General features: G+C 65.2%; 15 protein-coding genes and 2 tRNA genes. 14 read left to right on the plus strand and 3 right to left on the minus strand.

All coding sequences use genetic code 11. The features are described 5' to 3' along the window. Window positions 1–286 precede the first annotated feature (286 nt). From dnaN to ACFVTM_RS00710, 10 genes are all read left to right on the plus strand, one after another. On the plus strand, window positions 287–1411 hold the full coding sequence (dnaN, locus tag ACFVTM_RS00665; protein WP_091560743.1) for a DNA polymerase III subunit beta: 1125 nt from the start codon (window positions 287–289) through the stop codon (window positions 1409–1411). Window positions 1412–1514: 103 nt separating this feature from the next. After that, window positions 1515–2399: a phosphogluconate dehydrogenase (NAD(+)-dependent, decarboxylating) gene (gene gnd, locus ACFVTM_RS00670; RefSeq protein ID WP_390201397.1), complete on the plus strand. Its 885-nt coding sequence runs from the start codon at window positions 1515–1517 to the stop codon at window positions 2397–2399. A gap of 45 nt (window positions 2400–2444) precedes the next feature. After that, on the plus strand, window positions 2445–3686 hold the full coding sequence (gene recF, locus ACFVTM_RS00675) for a DNA replication/repair protein RecF (protein ID WP_390201398.1): 1242 nt from the start codon (window positions 2445–2447) through the stop codon (window positions 3684–3686). Next, window positions 3683–4243: a DUF721 domain-containing protein gene (locus ACFVTM_RS00680; RefSeq protein WP_390201399.1), complete on the plus strand. Its 561-nt coding sequence runs from the start codon at window positions 3683–3685 to the stop codon at window positions 4241–4243. The genes recF and ACFVTM_RS00680 overlap by 4 nt, the downstream gene beginning before the upstream one ends. A gap of 414 nt (window positions 4244–4657) precedes the next feature. Next, entirely contained in the window at window positions 4658–6751 is a 2094-nt protein-coding gene (gyrB, locus tag ACFVTM_RS00685) for a DNA topoisomerase (ATP-hydrolyzing) subunit B (protein WP_390201400.1), read from the plus strand. Between the two features lie 60 nt (window positions 6752–6811). Next, window positions 6812–9526, plus strand: coding sequence for a DNA gyrase subunit A (gene gyrA, locus ACFVTM_RS00690; RefSeq protein ID WP_390201401.1), 2715 nt, complete (start codon window positions 6812–6814; stop codon window positions 9524–9526). Further along, complete coding sequence (locus tag ACFVTM_RS00695) at window positions 9523–10146, plus strand: DUF3566 domain-containing protein (RefSeq protein WP_390201403.1); 624 nt, start codon at window positions 9523–9525, stop codon at window positions 10144–10146. Before gyrA ends, ACFVTM_RS00695 begins: the two co-directional genes overlap by 4 nt. Window positions 10147–10244: 98 nt before the next feature. Continuing rightward, a tRNA-Ile gene (locus tag ACFVTM_RS00700) sits at window positions 10245–10318 on the plus strand. A gap of 69 nt (window positions 10319–10387) precedes the next feature. Continuing rightward, window positions 10388–10504, plus strand: coding sequence for a DLW-39 family protein (locus ACFVTM_RS00705; protein ID WP_216699097.1), 117 nt, complete (start codon window positions 10388–10390; stop codon window positions 10502–10504). Between the two features lie 72 nt (window positions 10505–10576). Continuing rightward, a tRNA-Ala gene (locus ACFVTM_RS00710) sits at window positions 10577–10652 on the plus strand. A gap of 61 nt (window positions 10653–10713) precedes the next feature. Here the strand turns inward: ACFVTM_RS00710 and ACFVTM_RS00715 are convergent. Then, window positions 10714–11082, minus strand: a complete 369-nt coding sequence (locus ACFVTM_RS00715; RefSeq protein ID WP_390201404.1) for a cupin domain-containing protein — start codon at window positions 11080–11082, stop codon at window positions 10714–10716. Window positions 11083–11220: 138 nt separating this feature from the next. Between ACFVTM_RS00715 and ACFVTM_RS00720 the strand changes: the two genes are divergently transcribed. Beyond that, window positions 11221–12165: a DMT family transporter gene (locus tag ACFVTM_RS00720; protein ID WP_390202082.1), complete on the plus strand. Its 945-nt coding sequence runs from the start codon at window positions 11221–11223 to the stop codon at window positions 12163–12165. A 33-nt stretch (window positions 12166–12198) separates the two neighbouring features. On the opposite strand, the gene ACFVTM_RS00725 is transcribed toward ACFVTM_RS00720, so the two are convergent. Continuing rightward, window positions 12199–13071, minus strand: a complete 873-nt coding sequence (locus tag ACFVTM_RS00725; RefSeq protein WP_390201405.1) for a glycosyltransferase — start codon at window positions 13069–13071, stop codon at window positions 12199–12201. A gap of 189 nt (window positions 13072–13260) precedes the next feature. Further along, window positions 13261–14247 carry a hypothetical protein gene (locus ACFVTM_RS00730; RefSeq protein WP_390201406.1) on the minus strand — a complete coding sequence of 329 codons (987 nt, stop codon included), beginning with the start codon at window positions 14245–14247 and terminating at the stop codon, window positions 13261–13263. A 155-nt stretch (window positions 14248–14402) separates the two neighbouring features. Between ACFVTM_RS00730 and ACFVTM_RS00735 the strand changes: the two genes are divergently transcribed. The 3 genes from ACFVTM_RS00735 to ACFVTM_RS00745 all read left to right on the plus strand — a co-directional run bounded on the left by ACFVTM_RS00735 (window position 14403) and on the right by ACFVTM_RS00745 (window position 17061). Beyond that, entirely contained in the window at window positions 14403–14948 is a 546-nt protein-coding gene (locus ACFVTM_RS00735; RefSeq protein WP_390201407.1) for a peptidylprolyl isomerase, read from the plus strand. A 9-nt stretch (window positions 14949–14957) separates the two neighbouring features. Then, window positions 14958–15827, plus strand: a complete 870-nt coding sequence (locus ACFVTM_RS00740) for a rhomboid family intramembrane serine protease (protein ID WP_390201408.1) — start codon at window positions 14958–14960, stop codon at window positions 15825–15827. 241 nt (window positions 15828–16068) lie between these two features. After that, window positions 16069–17061 carry a patatin-like phospholipase family protein gene (locus ACFVTM_RS00745; RefSeq protein ID WP_390201409.1) on the plus strand — a complete coding sequence of 331 codons (993 nt, stop codon included), beginning with the start codon at window positions 16069–16071 and terminating at the stop codon, window positions 17059–17061. Window positions 17062–17615 lie beyond the last annotated feature (554 nt).

The following is a 17615-nucleotide window of genomic DNA, read 5'->3' on the forward strand; positions in this document are numbered from 1 at the left end:
CCCCCGGGCAGCGCCCAGGCCCGTTCCGGACCGGCGCAGGAGAGCGGCCCCGCGAACAACACTGATGTAAGCCGGGGATGGGAGAAACGCTCGCCTTGGGGCTAAGCTGTCTGCAGTGCGTCCGTCCCGGACACTTTTTGTGGTTCCCTTCCGGGCCATGAGACCCGGGGTGGGCGGGCGGTTCCCTTGTTGACGGATTTCGGCATCCCTGCCGGGGTCCGCGGCAGCTTGAGCAGTTCCAGCGATTTTCAGCACTAGCAGCAGCAATGAAAGGCGGCACCCTTCCGTGAAGTTCAGAGTCGAACGGGACGTCCTGGCAGAAGCCGTGACATGGACCGCCCGGTCGTTGTCTCCGCGGCCGCCCGTTCCCGTACTTTCAGGCCTGCTCCTGAAAGCTGAAGCCGGTACCGTCAGCCTCTCGAGCTTCGATTACGAGACCTCTGCACGGCTCGAAATCCCTGCTGACATCAGCACCGAGGGCACCATCCTGGTCTCCGGCCGGCTGCTCGCGGACATCTGCCGCAGCCTGCCCTCTGCCCCCGTCGAGGTCGAAACCGACGGCAACAAGGTGACTCTCACCTGCCGCCGAAGCAGCTTCCACCTGGCCACGATGCCCGAGGCCGAATACCCGCCGCTGCCGGCCCTGCCGACCATCAGCGGCACCGTTCCCGGCGATTCATTCGCCCAGGCGGTATCCCAGGTGATCATCGCGGCCAGCAAGGACGACACCCTGCCGATCCTGACCGGCGTGCGGATGGAAATCGAGGACGATCTCATCACCCTCCTGGCCACCGACCGCTACCGCCTGGCCATGCGCGAAGTCCCCTGGAAGCCGGTGACCCCGGGCATCTCCACGAGCGCCCTGGTCAAGGCCAAAACACTGAACGAAGTAGCCAAAACACTCGGCAGCAGCGGCGACATCAACATCGCCCTCGCCGACGACGACAGCCGGCTGATCGGTTTCGAGAGCGGCGGCAGGACCACCACATCGCTCCTGGTCGACGGGGACTACCCCAAGATCCGCTCGCTCTTCCCGGATTCCACACCCATCCATGCCACCGTGCAGACCCAGGAACTGGTGGAAGCCGTGCGCCGCGTTTCCCTCGTGGCCGAGCGCAACACCCCTGTCCGGCTCGCCTTCACCCAGGGCCAGCTGCACCTGGACGCCGGCACCGGCGAGGACGCCCAGGCCTCCGAAGAGCTCGAAGCCCAGTTGTCCGGTGAGGACATCACAGTGGCCTTCAACCCGCACTACCTGATCGAGGGCCTGAGCGTCATCGAAACCAAGTTCGTGCGCTTCTCCTTCACCACCGCGCCCAAACCGGCCATGATCACGGCCCAGCAGGACGCCGAGGGCGAGGACCAAGGCGACTACCGCTACCTCGTCATGCCCGTCCGGCTGCCCAACTAGCCCGCCACCGCTGCTTTCCGGGGGCTCCCGGATTGCGGCACAAGCGGACCGTTCAGGCGCCGTCACCACAGCGAAGCACCCAGCGCAGAAAAGAGTTCATCCAGTGCACATCGGACTAATCGGCCTTGGAAAAATGGGCTTCAACATGCGCGAACGCCTGCGCAACGGCGGGATCGAAGTCACCGGTTTTGACCGCAACCCCGAGGTCACCGACGTCTCCAGCGTGGACGAACTCATCGCCGCGGTCCCTGCTCCGCGGGTCATCTGGGTCATGGTCCCCTCGGGTGACATCACCGACGCCGTGATCACCGAACTCGGCAACAAGCTCGACGCCGGCGACCTCGTGATCGACGGCGGCAACTCCCGGTTCACCGAGGACCAGAAGCACGGCGCTGCGCTGGCCGATAAGGGAATCCGCTTTGCGGACTGCGGCGTGTCCGGCGGAGTCTGGGGCCTCCAGAACGGCTACGGCCTCATGGCCGGCGGCGATGCCGCGGATATCGAGCGGGCCCTTCCCGTCTTCGATGCACTCCGTCCCGCTGGCGAGCGGGCCGACAGCTTTGTGCACGTGGGCGGCATCGGCGCGGGCCACTACGCCAAGATGGTCCACAACGGGATCGAATACGGCCTCATGCAGGCCTACGCGGAGGGGTACGAACTCCTGGCCGCCAAGGAGATCGTCGCAGATCTTCCCGGGACCTTCCGGGCCTGGCAAAAAGGCACGGTTGTCCGCTCCTGGCTCCTGGACCTCATGGTCAAGGCCCTCGACGAGGATCCCGGCCTGGAATCAATCTCCGACTATGTCGAGGATTCCGGCGAGGGCCGCTGGACCGTCGAGGAGGCGATTGCCAATGCCGTGCCCGCACCGGCGATCACGGCTGCACTGTTCGCCAGGTTCTCCTCCCGCGAGGACAACTCCCCGGCCATGAAGATGGTGTCGGCCCTGCGTCACCAGTTCGGCGGCCACGCGACCCGGCCGGCCAAGTAATCCTGCCCGGCCAATTAATCTTGCCTGCGAAGTCCTGAATCCCGCGTGTACCTAGAAAAACTCTCGCTGACAGATTTCCGCAGCTACGCGCAGGTAGATCTCAGTTTTGAGCCCGGAGTCACCGTCCTGGTGGGCTCCAATGGCATCGGCAAGACCAACCTGATGGAAGCGATCGGCTATCTGGCCACGCTCAACTCGCACCGGGTCAGCACGGACGCACCGCTGCTGCGTTTTGGCGCCGAGCGGGCGATGATCCGGGCCAAGCTGGTCCGTGGCGAGCAATCCACCGTGCTGGAACTGGAAATCAATGCGACGCGGGCCAACCGTGGGCGGATCAACCGGAGCAATCCGGTCCGTGCCCGGGACCTGCTTGGCATCTGCCAGACCGTGCTCTTCGCCCCGGAAGATCTGGCGCTGGTCAAGGGAGATCCCTCCAACCGCCGCCGGTTCCTTGACGAGCTCCTGGTCAGCCTCATGCCGCGCCACGCCGCGACCAGGAGTGACTACGACCGGGTCCTGAAACAGCGCAACGCACTGCTCAAGTCGGCCCGGGCCGGAAAATTCAGCGCCGGGCATGAGGCAACGCTCGATGTCTGGGACCAACACATGGCGCGGGCCGGGGCCGAGCTGCTCCATGCACGCCTCGATCTCGTGGACCGCCTGCAACCGCACCTGAACAAGGCCTATGCCCAGCTCACCGACGGCTCCAAGGAGGCCGCCGCGGTGTACCGTTCCACGCTGCAGGACATCCTGGACGACGACGGCGCCACGGCCAAGCCCGCAGTCGGAGCCGCGCCGGCAGAGTCTGGCGACGGGGCAGGAACGGGCAGCGGCTCCGCGCCGGCAGAGAACCTGCGGCTGCTCTCGGTCGATCAGCTCGCCGACCGCTACATCCAGGCCTTCGCCGCAGCACGCCGCAAGGAACTGGAACGGGGAATCTCGCTGGTGGGCCCGCACCGAGATGAGCTTGAGCTCGTGCTGGGGTCGGCACCGGCCAAGGGCTACGCCTCGCACGGAGAAACGTGGTCCATGTGCCTGTCCTTGCGCCTGGCCTCCTATTACGTCATGCTCGACGACGCCCGTACCGGCGGGTCGCCTCCGATCCTGATCCTGGACGACGTGTTTGCCGAACTGGACGTCCAGCGGCGGCGTAAACTGGCCGCAATAGTATCCGGCGCCGAGCAAGTGCTGGTCACTGCCGCCGTCGAGGCCGACATCCCGGCGGAACTGACCGGACGGCGGGTGAAGGTCATCCCGGGAGGAATCGATGAGCAGGAAAATCGATGAATAAGGATACCGACGGCGGCCTGCAGCCGGGCCGTGATCCCGACGCCATAGACGCCGCGCAGGCCGCCCTGAACAGGATGCGCGACGCTGCCGCCGCCCGCGGCGAAATCCGGCGCGCGGTGCCGCGCTCCGGAACCAGCGCACAGAAACCTGCCCGCGCCGCGCGGGGAACCCGCGGGTTCTCCCAGTTCCATGGCACCGGCAGGGATCCGCTGGGCCTGGGAAAGGTCGTGGGGCGTCTCGTGGCCGAGCGCGGCTGGAGCTCGCCGGTGGCCGTCGGCTCCGTGATGGCGCAGTGGCCTGTCCTGGTGGGCCCGGAAATCTCTGCGCACTGCACGCCGGAGAGTTTTACGGACACCACCTTGCACGTGCGTACCGATTCCACGGCCTGGGCCACCCAGCTGCGGCTGCTCAGCAACAGCCTGCTGGAAAAATTCCGGACCGAGCTCGGCGACGGCGTCGTCACCAGCATCCAGGTCCTCGGACCCGCCGCACCGAGCTGGCGCAAGGGCCTCCGGACCGTCAACGGCCGCGGCCCGCGCGACACCTACGGATAACCATAAGGCCCGGCCCGCGCACCGGATATGAAGCACTTCTTGCAAAAACCCTTGAAATATCCGCAAACGGCGTGTAGGGCGCTTGAACGCCCCGGAGCCGTATAGGAACCCTAGGGCTGGACCCCGAATGCCTTGCAGGGGGAGCCAGCGGCCTCCCAGCGGCACTTTCCCGCCCGTTTGGGACCCTGGAATGCGGGTTTGGGTCCTATAACACGATAGAATCGATGTAGATAACTGGGCGCCGGTGAAGCGTTGACTGAGTCCGTTTCCGACGCAATTTTTGCGTGCGGCGGGCGGGACCCCCAAGTCAGCGGAACAACCGGCGCCATCAGTGACGTGCCTGTTGGCAGGACCCTTTTCCACGGAAGAGGCAAGGGCCGGCCTTCAACGAACATAGAGGAGTCGAAAGCGCCTGTGGCTAACGACAATGCAGAGATCCCGGCAATGGAAGACGTAGCGGAAGTCGCAGTGCAAGCGGCAGCGGCGTCGTCCGGGACCGCGACATCGCGCGAATACGGTGCGAGCGACATCACCGTGCTTGAAGGCCTGGAAGCCGTCCGGAAACGTCCCGGCATGTACATCGGCTCCACCGGGCCCCGCGGCCTGCACCACCTGGTCTACGAGGTGGTGGACAACTCGGTGGACGAGGCCCTGGCCGGGTACTGCGACCACATCGAAATCGTGCTGCAGGCCGACGGCGGGGTCAAAGTGGTCGACAACGGCCGCGGCATCCCCGTGGACATGCACCCCACCGAGCTCAAGCCCACGGTGGAAGTCGTCATGACGATCCTGCACGCAGGCGGCAAATTCGGCGGCGGCGGTTACGCCGTTTCCGGTGGCCTCCACGGCGTCGGCATCTCCGTGGTCAACGCGCTCTCCAGCCGCGTCGACACCGAGGTCCGCCGCCAGGGACACGTCTGGCGGATGTCCTTCGCCGACGGCGGCAAGCCCCAGGGCGACCTGGTCCAGGGTGAAGAGACTTCAGAGACCGGCACCACGCAGACGTTCTACCCCGATGCCAGCATCTTCGAGACCACGGAATTCGACTTCGAAACCCTGCGGGCCCGCTTCCAGCAGATGGCCTTCCTCAACAAGGGGCTGCGCATCACTTTGACGGACGAGCGCCGCGCTCCGGCCGAACCGTCCGGGGACGACGACCTGGACCTGGACACCGTCCCCACCGAAGGCGAAGTCGCCGCAGAATTCCACACCGTTGTGTACCAGTACGACGACGGCCTGCTGGACTATGTCAAGCACCTGAACTCCGGCAAGAAGGTCGATGTGGTCCACGAGGACGTCATCGCCTTCGAGACCGAGGACACGGAACGGCACATTGCGCTGGAAATGGCGATGCAGTGGACCAATGCGTACTCCGAGAGCGTCCACACCTACGCCAACACCATCAACACCCACGAGGGCGGCACCCACGAAGAGGGTTTCCGCGCCGCGATGACCTCGCTCATCAACCGCTATGCGCGGGAGAAGAACATCATCAAGGAAAAGGAAGACAACCTCACGGGCGATGACATCCGTGAAGGCCTGACAGCCGTCATTTCCGTGAAGCTCTCCGAACCGCAGTTCGAGGGCCAGACCAAAACCAAACTCGGCAACTCCGAGGTCAAGGGCTTCGTCCAGCGCGTTGTCACCGACGGCCTGGGCGACTGGCTCGAGCGCAACCCCGGGCCCGCCCGGGACGTTATCCGCAAGGCCATCTCGGCTGCCCAGGCGCGCATGGCCGCGCGGAAGGCCCGGGACAACGCCCGCCGCAAGAGCCCGCTGGAATCCTTCGGCATGCCCGGCAAGCTCTCCGACTGTTCCTCGAAGAACCCGGAGAACTGCGAGGTCTACATCGTGGAGGGTGACTCGGCCGGCGGTTCCGCCAAGCGCGGCCGCAACCCCGAGACCCAGGCCATCCTGCCGCTCCGCGGCAAAATCCTGAACGTGGAACGGGCCCGCCTGGACAAGGCACTGGGCAATGCCGAGGTCCAGTCCATGATCACGGCCTTCGGCACCGGGATCGGTGAGGACTTTGACCTCGCCAAGCTGCGTTACCACAAGATCGTGCTCATGGCCGATGCCGACGTCGACGGCCAGCACATCACGACCCTGCTGATGACGCTGCTGTTCCGCTACATGCGACCGCTGATCGAAAACGGCTACGTCTACCTCGCGCAGCCGCCGCTGTACCGCATCAAGTGGTCCAACGCCCCGCACGACTACGTCTACAGCGACCGGGAACGCGATGCGAAGCTGCTCTCCGGCCAGGCCGCCGGCCGCCGCATCCCCAAGGACAACGGCATCCAGCGCTACAAGGGTCTCGGTGAAATGGACTACACGGAACTGTGGGACACCACCATGGATCCTGACCACCGGACACTCCTGCAGGTCACGATGGACGATGCCCTCGCGGCAGACCAGATCTTCTCCGTCCTGATGGGCGAGGACGTTGAATCGCGCCGAAACTTCATTCAGCAGAACGCCAAGGACGTTCGGTTCCTGGATATCTAGGGGCGAAAGCCCGCCTAATATTCCAGAGCTGATATATACCTGAAACGGAAAATATAGACTATGAGTGACGAAACACCCGAGGTGCCGGCCGGCTCCGAGCCCGTCCTTGAAGGCGCCATCCTCGACGGCGACGTGCTGACCGACCGCGTCGAGCAGGTGGACCTGCAGACCGAAATGCAGCGCTCCTACCTCGACTACGCCATGGCCGTGATCGTGGGCCGCGCCCTGCCGGACGTCCGTGACGGCCTCAAGCCTGTCCACCGCCGCGTGCTCTACGCGATGTTCGACGGCGGCTACCGCCCGGACCGCTCGTTCAATAAATGCGCCCGCGTGGTGGGCGAGGTCATGGGCCAGTACCACCCGCACGGTGACACCGCGATCTACGATGCCCTGGTCCGCCTCATCCAGGACTGGACTATGCGCTACCCACTGGCGCTCGGCCAGGGAAACTTCGGCTCGCCCGGCAACGACGGCGCAGCCGCCCCGCGGTACACCGAAACCAAGATGGCGCCGCTGGCCATGGAGATGGTCAGGGACATCGACGAGGAAACCGTCGACTTCCAGGACAACTACGACGGCAAGAACCAGGAGCCGACCATCCTGCCGGCCCGGTTCCCCAACCTGCTGGTCAACGGTTCCTCGGGCATCGCCGTCGGCATGGCCACCAACATCCCGCCGCATAACCTCCGCGAAGTCGCCGACGGCGTCCAGTGGTATCTGGCGAACCCGACGGCCACCCGGGAGGAACTGCTCGAAGAGCTCCTCCTGCGCATCAAGGGACCCGATTTCCCGACCGGCGCCACCATCCTCGGCCACAAGGGCATCGAGGACGCCTACCGCACCGGCCGCGGTTCCATCACGATGCGCGCGGTGGTCAACGTCGAGGAACTCCAGGGCCGCACGTGCCTGGTGGTCACCGAACTGCCCTACCAGGCCAACCCGGACAACCTGGCCATTAAGATCGCCGAACTGGTCAGGGACGGCAAGATCTCCGGCATCGCCGACCTCCGCGATGAGACGTCGGGCCGCACCGGCCAGCGCCTGGTGATTGTGCTCAAGCGCGACGCCGTGGCCAAGGTGGTGCTGAACAACCTCTACAAGCACACCCAGCTGCAGGACAACTTCGCCGCCAACATGCTGGCCATCGTTGACGGCGTGCCGCGCACGCTCAGTCTCGACGCGTTCATCCGCCACTGGGTCACCCACCAGATGGACGTCATAGCACGCCGCACGCGCTACCGCCTGCGCAAGGCCGAGGAGGAAGCACACATCCTCCGCGCCCTGCTCAAGGCGCTGGACATGCTCGACGAGGTCATCGCCCTCATCCGCGCCTCCAACACCACCGAGGCCGCACGCGACGGGCTCATGGAACTGCTGGACATCGATGAGGGGCAGGCCCGGGCCATCCTGGACATGCAGCTGCGCCGGCTCGCTGCCCTGGAACGCCAGAAGATCCAGGACCGGCATGCCGAGCTTGAGGCCCTGATCGCCGAGTACAACGCGATCCTGGCCTCGGAGGAGCGCCAGCGCGAGATCATCAGCACCGAACTGGCCGAAATCGTGGCCAAGCATGGCGATGACCGCCGCACCAAGGTGCTCATGGGCTTCGACGGCGACATGTCGATGGAGGACCTGATCCCCGAAGAGGAAATGGTGGTCACCATTACCCGCGGCGGCTACGTCAAGCGCACCCGCAGCGACAACTACCGTTCCCAGCAGCGCGGCGGCAAGGGTATCAAGGGTGCCCAGCTGCGCGGCGACGACGTCGTGGAGCATTTCTTCGTCACCACGACGCACCACTGGCTGCTCTTCTTCACGAACCTCGGACGCGTCTACCGGGCCAAGGCCTATGAGCTCGCCGAAGCCGGACGCGACGCCAAGGGCCAGCACGTGGCCAACCTGCTCGCGTTCCAGCCGGATGAGCACATCGCCCAGGTGCTGGACCTGCGGGACTACCAGCACGCCCCTTACCTGGTGCTCGCCACCAAGCGCGGCCTGGTCAAGAAAACCCGGCTGGAAGACTACGACACCAACCGGTCCGCCGGCGTGATCGCGATCAACCTGCGCGACGGCGACGAGCTCGTCTCGGCCCAGCTGGTCTCCGAGACCGACGACCTCATGCTGGTCTCCCGCAAGGGCCAGTCCGTCCGCTTCACCGCGACAGACGACGCGCTGCGCCCGATGGGCCGCGCCACCTCCGGCGTGACCGGAATGAAGTTCCGGGAGGACGACGAACTGCTCGCGGCCGACGTCGTCAAGGACGGCTCATTCGTCTTCATCGTCACCGAAGGCGGCTTCGCCAAGCGGACCGCAGTAGAGGAATACCGGCTCCAGGGCCGCGGCGGGCTAGGCATCAAGGTCGGCAAGTACCAGGAGGAGCGCGGGCACCTCGTGGGTGCCCTCATTGTCCAGGAAGAGGATGAAGTCCTGGTGGTCATGGAGGGCGGCAAAGTGGTCCGCTCCTCGGTCACGGGTGTGCCGGCCAAGGGCCGCGACACCATGGGCGTGATCTTTGCCAAACCGGACAAGAACGACCGCATCATCGCCGTGGCACGCAACAGCGAACGCGGGCTGGAAAGCGACGACTCGGCCGAAGGTGAGGAGGCGGGTGAGGACGCACAAAGTCGGGCTTCCGCGCCGGATGACGTAACGTTGGCTGAAGATGGCGGACAGCAGGATGGGTCCGCAGCGGCAGAATCAGTACCGGCCCCGGAGTCAGATGAGTCATCAGGCAATGCCGAGCTGGACGAAGACAACACCGGAGGTAACGAGTGAGTAATTCCGACTCATATCCCAAGCCGAGCAGCGGCGCGCCGGGCGGCGTGCGGCAGCCCGCCGCCGCTCCGCGCGTGGGCGCCCCCACGCGTCCCCAGCAGCGACCCGGAGTGTCCGGCGCGGCCACAGGAACGTCACAGCGTCCCCCCGCCCCCGGACAGCGCCCCATGGTCCCTGGACAGCGCCCCGCTGCCCCGGGCCAGCGGAGCGCCCAGGCCGGACAGGGCGGCCTGATCAAGCCAGCACCCAAGGCCAAGGTGCGCCGCGCCAGGCTGCTGGTCAGCAAGGTAGACCCGTGGTCCGTGCTGAAGATGGCCTTCCTGCTCTCGGTGGCATTGGGCATCGTCACTGTCGTGGCGGCGATCGTGCTCTGGACCGTCCTGGACCTGACCGGGATCTTTGACCAGGTGGACAGCCTGCTGGGGACCCTCGCCGGCTCCGAGGGCGGCGGCTTTGAATTGAAGAAGGTGGCATCCCTGGGGCAGGTGGCGTCCTTCGCGACTATCATCGCCGTGATCAACGTGGTGCTGCTGACGGCCCTGTCGATGCTTTCCGCGGTGCTGTACAACATTGCCGCGACGCTCGTGGGCGGCATTGGCGTGACCCTCACGGACGACTAAATCCCGTCCTTTTCCCCTGATTTCCGCGGGAAAAAGCCTCGATTTGAGATCGGGCCGGGATGTGCTGTACAGTCATATCTCGGCCCGATGAGGCATCGGGGCGTATAGCTCAGGCGGTTAGAGCGCTTCGCTGATAACGAAGAGGTCCCAGGTTCAAGTCCTGGTACGCCCACGGAACCTGTACTGGTTCTGGCAGAGGTTAGTGAAGGTTCGTCGAAGACTGAACCGGAACGGGGTGCATGTGAAGAAGTTGCTGGTTATCGCAGCCACGGTCGCAGGCGTCCTCCTCTACAGAAAAGTGCAGGAATCCGAAGCCCGGAAAGTGATCTGGAGCAATTCAACCGATACGGTTGACTAGCCCGGAGCCCGGGGATGGAAGCTGGAAATCAGCGCTCCGGTCCTAGGGTATGATTGACGGGTTGCTTCTTATGGGGGCATGGCGCAATTGGTAGCGCACCTGCTTTGCAAGCAGGGGGTTCGGGGTTCGAGTCCCCGTGCCTCCACCATAGGAAAAGCCCCGGATCGCGGAAACGCGGTCCGGGGCTTTTTTGCATGCCCTTCCCTCACTCAATCCTTCGGCTTGGCGTAGTCGGCCATCCCCTGCCAGTCGATAAACACGTACGGCTCGTCGCCGAGCACCCAGGCGTCATGCCCCGGCGGAATGACGCCGAAGTCGCCGGGACCGAATTCGAGTTCTTCGCCGTCGTCCATGACCACTTTGATGCGGCCGGAAATGGTATAGCCGGTGTGGCTGGCCATGCAGCTGTCCGTTTTGGCGATCGGCTTGACGTGATCCGACCACTTCCAGCCCGGAAGGAAAGTGGCCCGCCCAACCGGGCCGGAGTCGAGGTTGACGAGGTCCACCCGGCCCATGCCCTGGGCAACAGGACGTGATTCTTCTGGATCGTCCAGGCTCTTGCGAATCATTGACGCCATGATGGTCTCCTTCTTCGATGATGGCGAGATCGGGATGTGAGACCGCGACTTAAGATTGGCACCGCGCCATAGAACGGTCAAGGCACGGGTAAGGCCCGCGGTAAGTGCCGCCGAGGTTCGTCCCATTAGTGTTGGATGGTGAACTTCTTCCTTGCAGCCGTAGGGGTACTGGGTGTGGCCTCGTCCGGTCCCCTCATCGCCGCCACGCTGGGCGCCACGTCCGTCAGCGCCCTCGCCATCGCCTTCTGGCGCAACGCCATTGGAGCAGTTGTGATGGCCGGCCCGGTGGTGGTCCGCAACCCGCGTCAGTTCACTAGCGTGACCGGAGCAGAATTCCGCTGGTCGCTAGCTGCGGCGGTGGCCCTGGCCCTGCACTTTGCCTGCTTCATTACCTCCCTGCAGCTGACGTCGGTCGCGGCGGCGACGGCACTGGTGTGCCTGCAGTCCGGCTGGATTGCTATCTTCCAGCTCTTCCGGGGAGTCCGGCTCCGCTGGCCGGTCCTAGTGGGCCTGGGGCTCGCATTCGGCGGTGTCGTGACAATCACCGGGTTTGATATGGGCACCTCGCCCGGGGCGCTCCTGGGCGATCTCCTCGCGGTGGCGGGAGGCGCCCTGGCGGGCATCTACACGCTCGCGGGAGGCAAGGCGCGGCAGAGCATGGGCACGGGCGTCTACACCACGCTGTGCTACGGCATGTGCGCCGCGATCGTGGCAGTGCTGGCGCTGTTCGGTGGGGCGCCGCTGGCAGGGTTCGACGCCGCCGGCTGGCTGGGGATCCTCGCCATCACCGTGTGTGCACAGCTCGTGGGGCACACCGCCTTCAACCATCTCCTGGCGACCATGAGCCCGTTGCTCGTGTCCATGATCATCCTGCTGGAAATCCCGGGCGCCGCGCTCCTGGCGGCGGCGTTCCTGGGCGAGACGCTGCCGGCGGGAACCTATGCGGGACTGGCGATGATCCTGGTGGGGCTCGCCGTCGTGCTTCTGGGGCAGCGCGGCTCAGGATCTGCCCCGGGCGCTGCAGAGGGGCGCCCAGCGGAGGGAGCCGGTCCAGAGCGGCTGGCTGAGCTCGGTACCGACTAAGCCGCGCCTGGACGCCGTGTACAGGTGCGGTGACTATTGGCCGCCGCGGCGGGCCGGCTGGGCAGCGTTGACCGTGTGGATGGCGCGTAGAAGCTTCGCCGGGAAATAGACCGAGAAGAAGACAACCATGGGTGCCTTCAGTGCCATCTTCTTGACGTTGTGGGCCTTGTAGGTGCGGTCAAAGCGCGTCACGTAGTACCGGTAGTCCCGCGGCGAGTCCTCCAGCCGCCGGGCCGACATCCCCGAGACCATCTGCGGCCAGTACTGGATCCGCAGCTCGTGCTCGGCCAAATGCAGCGATAGATCGATGTCTTCGTGCATTTCGTCCCGCTCGTCCCGGCAGGCTTCTGCCCGGATGGTTTCCCAGGCGGAGCGGCGGAGCGCCATGTTGGAGCCGAAGAGGAAGTGATACTGGTGCTTTGCCAGCCTAAGCATCAGCTGGCGCATCTTGTCGTCTGCTTTGAGCCCGAACCGGCGCATGGGCATGTCGTAATAGACCACCGGGCCCGTCGCAGCGTGGACGGATTGGTCCGCGAACGCTTCCTGGACTTGTTCCACCCAGTCCGGTTCCAGCACGGAGTCGGCGTCGATCCGGCCGAGGATATCGCCCGTGGCGTGGTCCAGACCGAAATCGCGCGTGGGGATGAGCCCCTGCTCACGGTCCTGGCTGAGCAGGATGATGCGACTGTCCGGGTACTCCAGCTGCATCTGCCGCACGATCTCCGCCGTGCGGTCCTTGGACATGTTGTCCACGACAATGATTTCGTGGGCTGGCACCGACTGGTAGACCGCAGCGATCAGACACTGCCGGATGACGCTTTCCTCGTTGTACGCCGGGATCACAACAGAAACAGCCGGCGGCGGAGCAACGAGCAAGGCATCCTGGGGTGATCTATGGGGTGACATCACCACAAATTTAGCATCAAGCCTCCCGTTTCAAGCCGGACCGCGGCGCGGCCCCGGCCGGTCCAGATGAACAAAAAGGAGGGATCCCGCACCGTGGCGGAATCCCTCCCTGGGAGAGTTGCAGGACACCTGCCGGCGGCCGGCCGGCCTTTGACAGGGCCCGACGCGGCCGGCGGGTGCCAGCCGGAGTTACTTGCCCGGCTTGTCGGTGCCGTTGTTCAGGCTGGCCGCGATGTTGCGGACGGCCGTCTTGGCATCGGTGGCAACCTTGGCGGCGGCGTCGGCGGCGTTGCCGGCAGCGTCCTTGGCCGCTTCCGACGCCTTGTCCGCCGCGTCAGCTACGGAACCGGCTGCGTCCTTGGAAGCATCGGCCGCGGAGTCCGCTGCCGCGACGGCTGCGGAACCGGCCTTGTCGGCGGTGTCCTTCAGCGTCTCGTTGACCGTAGCGGCCGTAGGGGCGGGCGTTACCGGCGTCGGTACCTTCCAGGGGTCCTCCACCGGCCGGGACGCCTTCCAGGCGGCGACGCCGGCGGCAACTGCGGCAGCGATAACGCCGAAGATCAGCAGGCCGCGGTGCTTGGGCTTCTGCTGCTTGGCGAGCTTGACATTAGCCGTCTTGCTGACCTCGCTGGCGGCGGCCTTGATGTTCTTGCCCGCCTTCTTTGCGTGTCCCTTGGCAGTCTCGGCCTGCGCCTGGACGGTGTGCACAACGCCGGAATCAACAAGCTTCTGTGCGACGGCGTCCACGTGGGCCGGGGCATTTTCGAGGGTGCGGTGGACCACCACGGAAGCCTGCCCGATCTGGTCGGACAGCCTGGGAAGGTACTCCACGACCACCCGGTCGCGTGCGTTGAGGATCACCGGGGCTGCCTTGTCCACAGCCTCGTGCAGGCGCGGAGGGGCGCTTTCCGCGACTTCGTGGATCTTCGGCGCAAGCTGGGCCAGGCCATCCTGAAGGCGGGGAGTGACGGTGGCAACGCTACCGGCCAGATTGTGGGCCGCCGACTTGAGCCCCTCCTGGATTTTGGGAGAGGCAGTGTCCAGCCCATGCTGCAGGCGGGGAACAGCCCAATTCACGGCAGCCTCAACCCGCGGGCTGGCCCAATCCTTGGCTGTGTCTACTCCGGCGCTGACTGACTGCTCCAGGTCACGGGCAATACGATCCGTTTTCTTCACAACTACCTCCCGATTAATGTGACGGTTCTGCTGTTAGCCTACGTGTCTAGGAACTCACCGGCTATTCTTCAGACCAATTTCCAGTGGATTTCACCCAGCGCGGAACTGACTGTGCGGCCCTATACGGGAAGAGCCGCCATGGAAGAATAGGCCCTATGACTGCCAACGCAACCGCAAAAGCCACCATCCACACGAGCCTCGGCGACATCGTCGTCAACCTCTACGGCAACCACGCGCCGAAGACCGTCGACAACTTCGTCGGGCTGGCCACCGGTGAGAAGGCCTGGACCCACCCGGAAACGGGTGAGGACAAGACGGGTACCCCGCTCTACAACGGCACCATCTTCCACCGCATCATCAAGGACTTCATGATCCAGGCCGGCGATCCCCTGGGCCGCGGCACGGGCGGACCCGGCTACAAGTTCGACGACGAAATCCACCCGGACCTGACGTTCAACGAGCCCTACAAGCTGGCCATGGCCAACGCCGGCATCCAGATGGGCCGCGGCACCAACGGGTCGCAGTTCTTCATCACCACCATCCCCACCGGCTGGCTGCAGGGCAAGCACAGCATCTTCGGTGAAGTCGCGGACGACGATTCCAAGAAGGTGGTCGACGCGATCGAGGGCGTCCGCACCGGCATGGGCGATCGTCCCGTCGAGGATGTCACCATCAACAGCATTGATATCGAAAAGCTCTAACCCCACACCATGAGCTACGGAATTCCGGCGGCTGAGCCGTCCGCGGAGGTCCCGGTATGCCCCAGGCACCCGGACCGGCCCGCCTATGTGCGCTGCCAGCGGTGCGGGCGCCCGGCGTGCCCCGACTGCCAGCGGGCGGCCGCCGTCGGATTCCAATGCGTTGACTGTGTCAACGAAACCAAACGCACGACGCCGGCCGTCAGGACCGTCTATGGCGGCGCCGTCACTGCCGGCAAGCCCGTGGTCACTTACGTGATCATCGGGCTGTGCGCCCTTGTCTATGCACTGCAATGGATAGTTCCCAATGACGGGATCTACCAGCAACTGGCCTACGCGCCGGCCCTGACGGACAGTGAACCGTGGCGGATGCTCACTTCGGCATTCCTGCACTCTCAGGGATTCCTGCTCCACATTGTCCTGAACATGTATACGTTGTGGATCTTCGGCCAAATCCTGGAGCCATTGCTCGGCCACGCCCGCTTCCTGGCGATCTACCTGCTCTCGGCCGTCGGCGGTTCGGTCGGCTTCCTTCTGCTGACCCCGGTGTATCCCCTTAACGGCCCCGTGGGCCTTGTCGGCGCCTCCGGCGCCATCTTTGGACTGTTCGGCGCCCTGCTGGTGGTGCAGCGTCAACGCGGCGGCGATGTGCGCCAACTCCTGGTCCTGATCGCCATCAACGGCGTCGTCGGCTTCATGGTGCCCCAAATCGCATGGCAGGCCCATCTCGGCGGCCTCGTTACCGGTGCCCTGAGCGCCGCCGTCATTGCCTACACCCCCCGCGGCCCCCGGCAGACCCTGCTGCAGGCCATCGGCCTCGCCGGAGTCCTTGCCGTGGTGATCGCCGTGTCTGTCGTCCGAATGGCCGGCGCCGCCGCTTAACCCGCTCCTGGACAACCTCCCGCGAGATCTTCCCGCCGCAGGCCGCTGCCTGGCAACCCCTCACCCTTCTTCCTTGTTCCCGCGGGGCGTGCTAGCGTCTTGCCTATCGTGACCCGTCGGCAGGAGGTGAGACCCATGAACGCAGTATCCGCAATGGGTGCTCCCCTGCAATCCACGATCGCGCGACTGAAGTAGTCGCCACCGGGAGCGCCCGCCAGGCAACTCGCGAAAGGCGACTCCCATGATCACAACACCTTCTTCAACCCCGCACTCCGCCTCGACGACGGGCTCCGACCGGCCGAGGTCCGGCCAGGATCAGCCGCAGGTCGACCCCACCAAGCCGGTGCGCGCCGCGGCCGGGCGGGCGTTGGTCCTCGGTGGCGGCGGATCGACAGGCAACGCGTGGCTGATCGGCGTCATCGCCGGCCTGTTCGATGCCGGACTGGATGTAACCGAGGCTGATCTTGTCATCGGGACATCGGCCGGATCGACAGCCGCGGCCCAGATAGCTGGCGCGACCCCGACCGAACTGCTTGCCGCCATCCTGGCCGCGGCGCCCCCGCAACGGACCGGCCCGGTCGGATCCGGCGGTGGACGCGCTCCCGTCAGGGCGGCGGCGGACCACATGGAGAGAACCGGCAAGATCATCGCCGCCGCTGTGGATGCGGCCGACATGCGCCGCAGAATGGGCGCGGCGGCCCTCGACATGGATGCGGCGTCGGATGGTTCCGGGCAAGCGAGGTGGCGCGCGACCGTCGCCGCGCGGCTGCCCAGCCAGCGCTGGCCGCAACGAACGGTGTTCGTCACGGCGGTCGATGCCCTCACCGGTGAACCGGTCGTGTTCGATCGCGACAGCGGGGTCGACCTGGTGGACGCCGTCGCCGCCAGCTGTGCCAGCGGCTTCGCCTACAGGATCGGGGACAACCGATATATCGACGGCGGCTACCGACGCAACGAGAACGCCGATCTGGCCGCGGGATTCGGGCGGGTGCTGGTGCTCTCGCCATTTGGTGGCAGAACACGGACGCCGTTGGAGTGGGGCCTGCAGCTGGCAGCACAGGTGGACGAGCTACGCGCAGGCGGAAGCGGAGTCGAAACGATTTTCCCGGACAACAGTTCCGAGCACATGTTCGGCTCCAACGCGATGGATTTGTCGCTGCGTCCGCCCGCCGCTCGGGCTGGTTACAAACAAGGCAGAGCCCTTGCCGGGCAGCTCACCGAATTCTGGCGCTGACGCCTTCGAATTCAGGCGACCCGGTTCCAGAGTTTTCCACAAGGGTTATCCACATTGTTAATAACTTACAAGCGTGTAGTTCACGACCGCCTCCCCGATCTGACGGCCCGAGCTGGCGATTTTGCAGTGAAACGGCGATGCGGCCAGCCTGATCTCCACACCTGTGGAAAACTTCTGTGGGTTGGCCTGTGAGTAAGTGGACAACTTCAAGCGCCGAGTTCGAAGGTGGAATCCGACTGTGGCGTGCGATCGTTGCGCCCGTAACTGAACGTCGTCCTGCCGCTGCAACCCCGACTTCACCGCGAACTTGCGGCTGTCTAGGGCTGGAGTGCGCCCGCAGGGCTGCGCTGGCCGCACGGGAGCGCAGCAGCCGGCCTGGGTTTCAAGCAGCCGGCCTGTGTTTCAACAGGGTTGTTCACAGTGTTAATAACTTGATGGTCCAAGTGTCACCGCGAATTAACCCCGCCCCGGGCGGCACAGCAGGGTTCGCGGCCCAGGGACCTGGGGCGTTATCCCCAGCTGTGGATAACGTGTGGGTAGCGCAGTGTTATTAA

It is taken from the genome of Arthrobacter sp. NPDC058130 (assembly GCF_042884475.1).
In the GTDB taxonomy this organism is placed as follows: domain Bacteria; phylum Actinomycetota; class Actinomycetes; order Actinomycetales; family Micrococcaceae; genus Arthrobacter.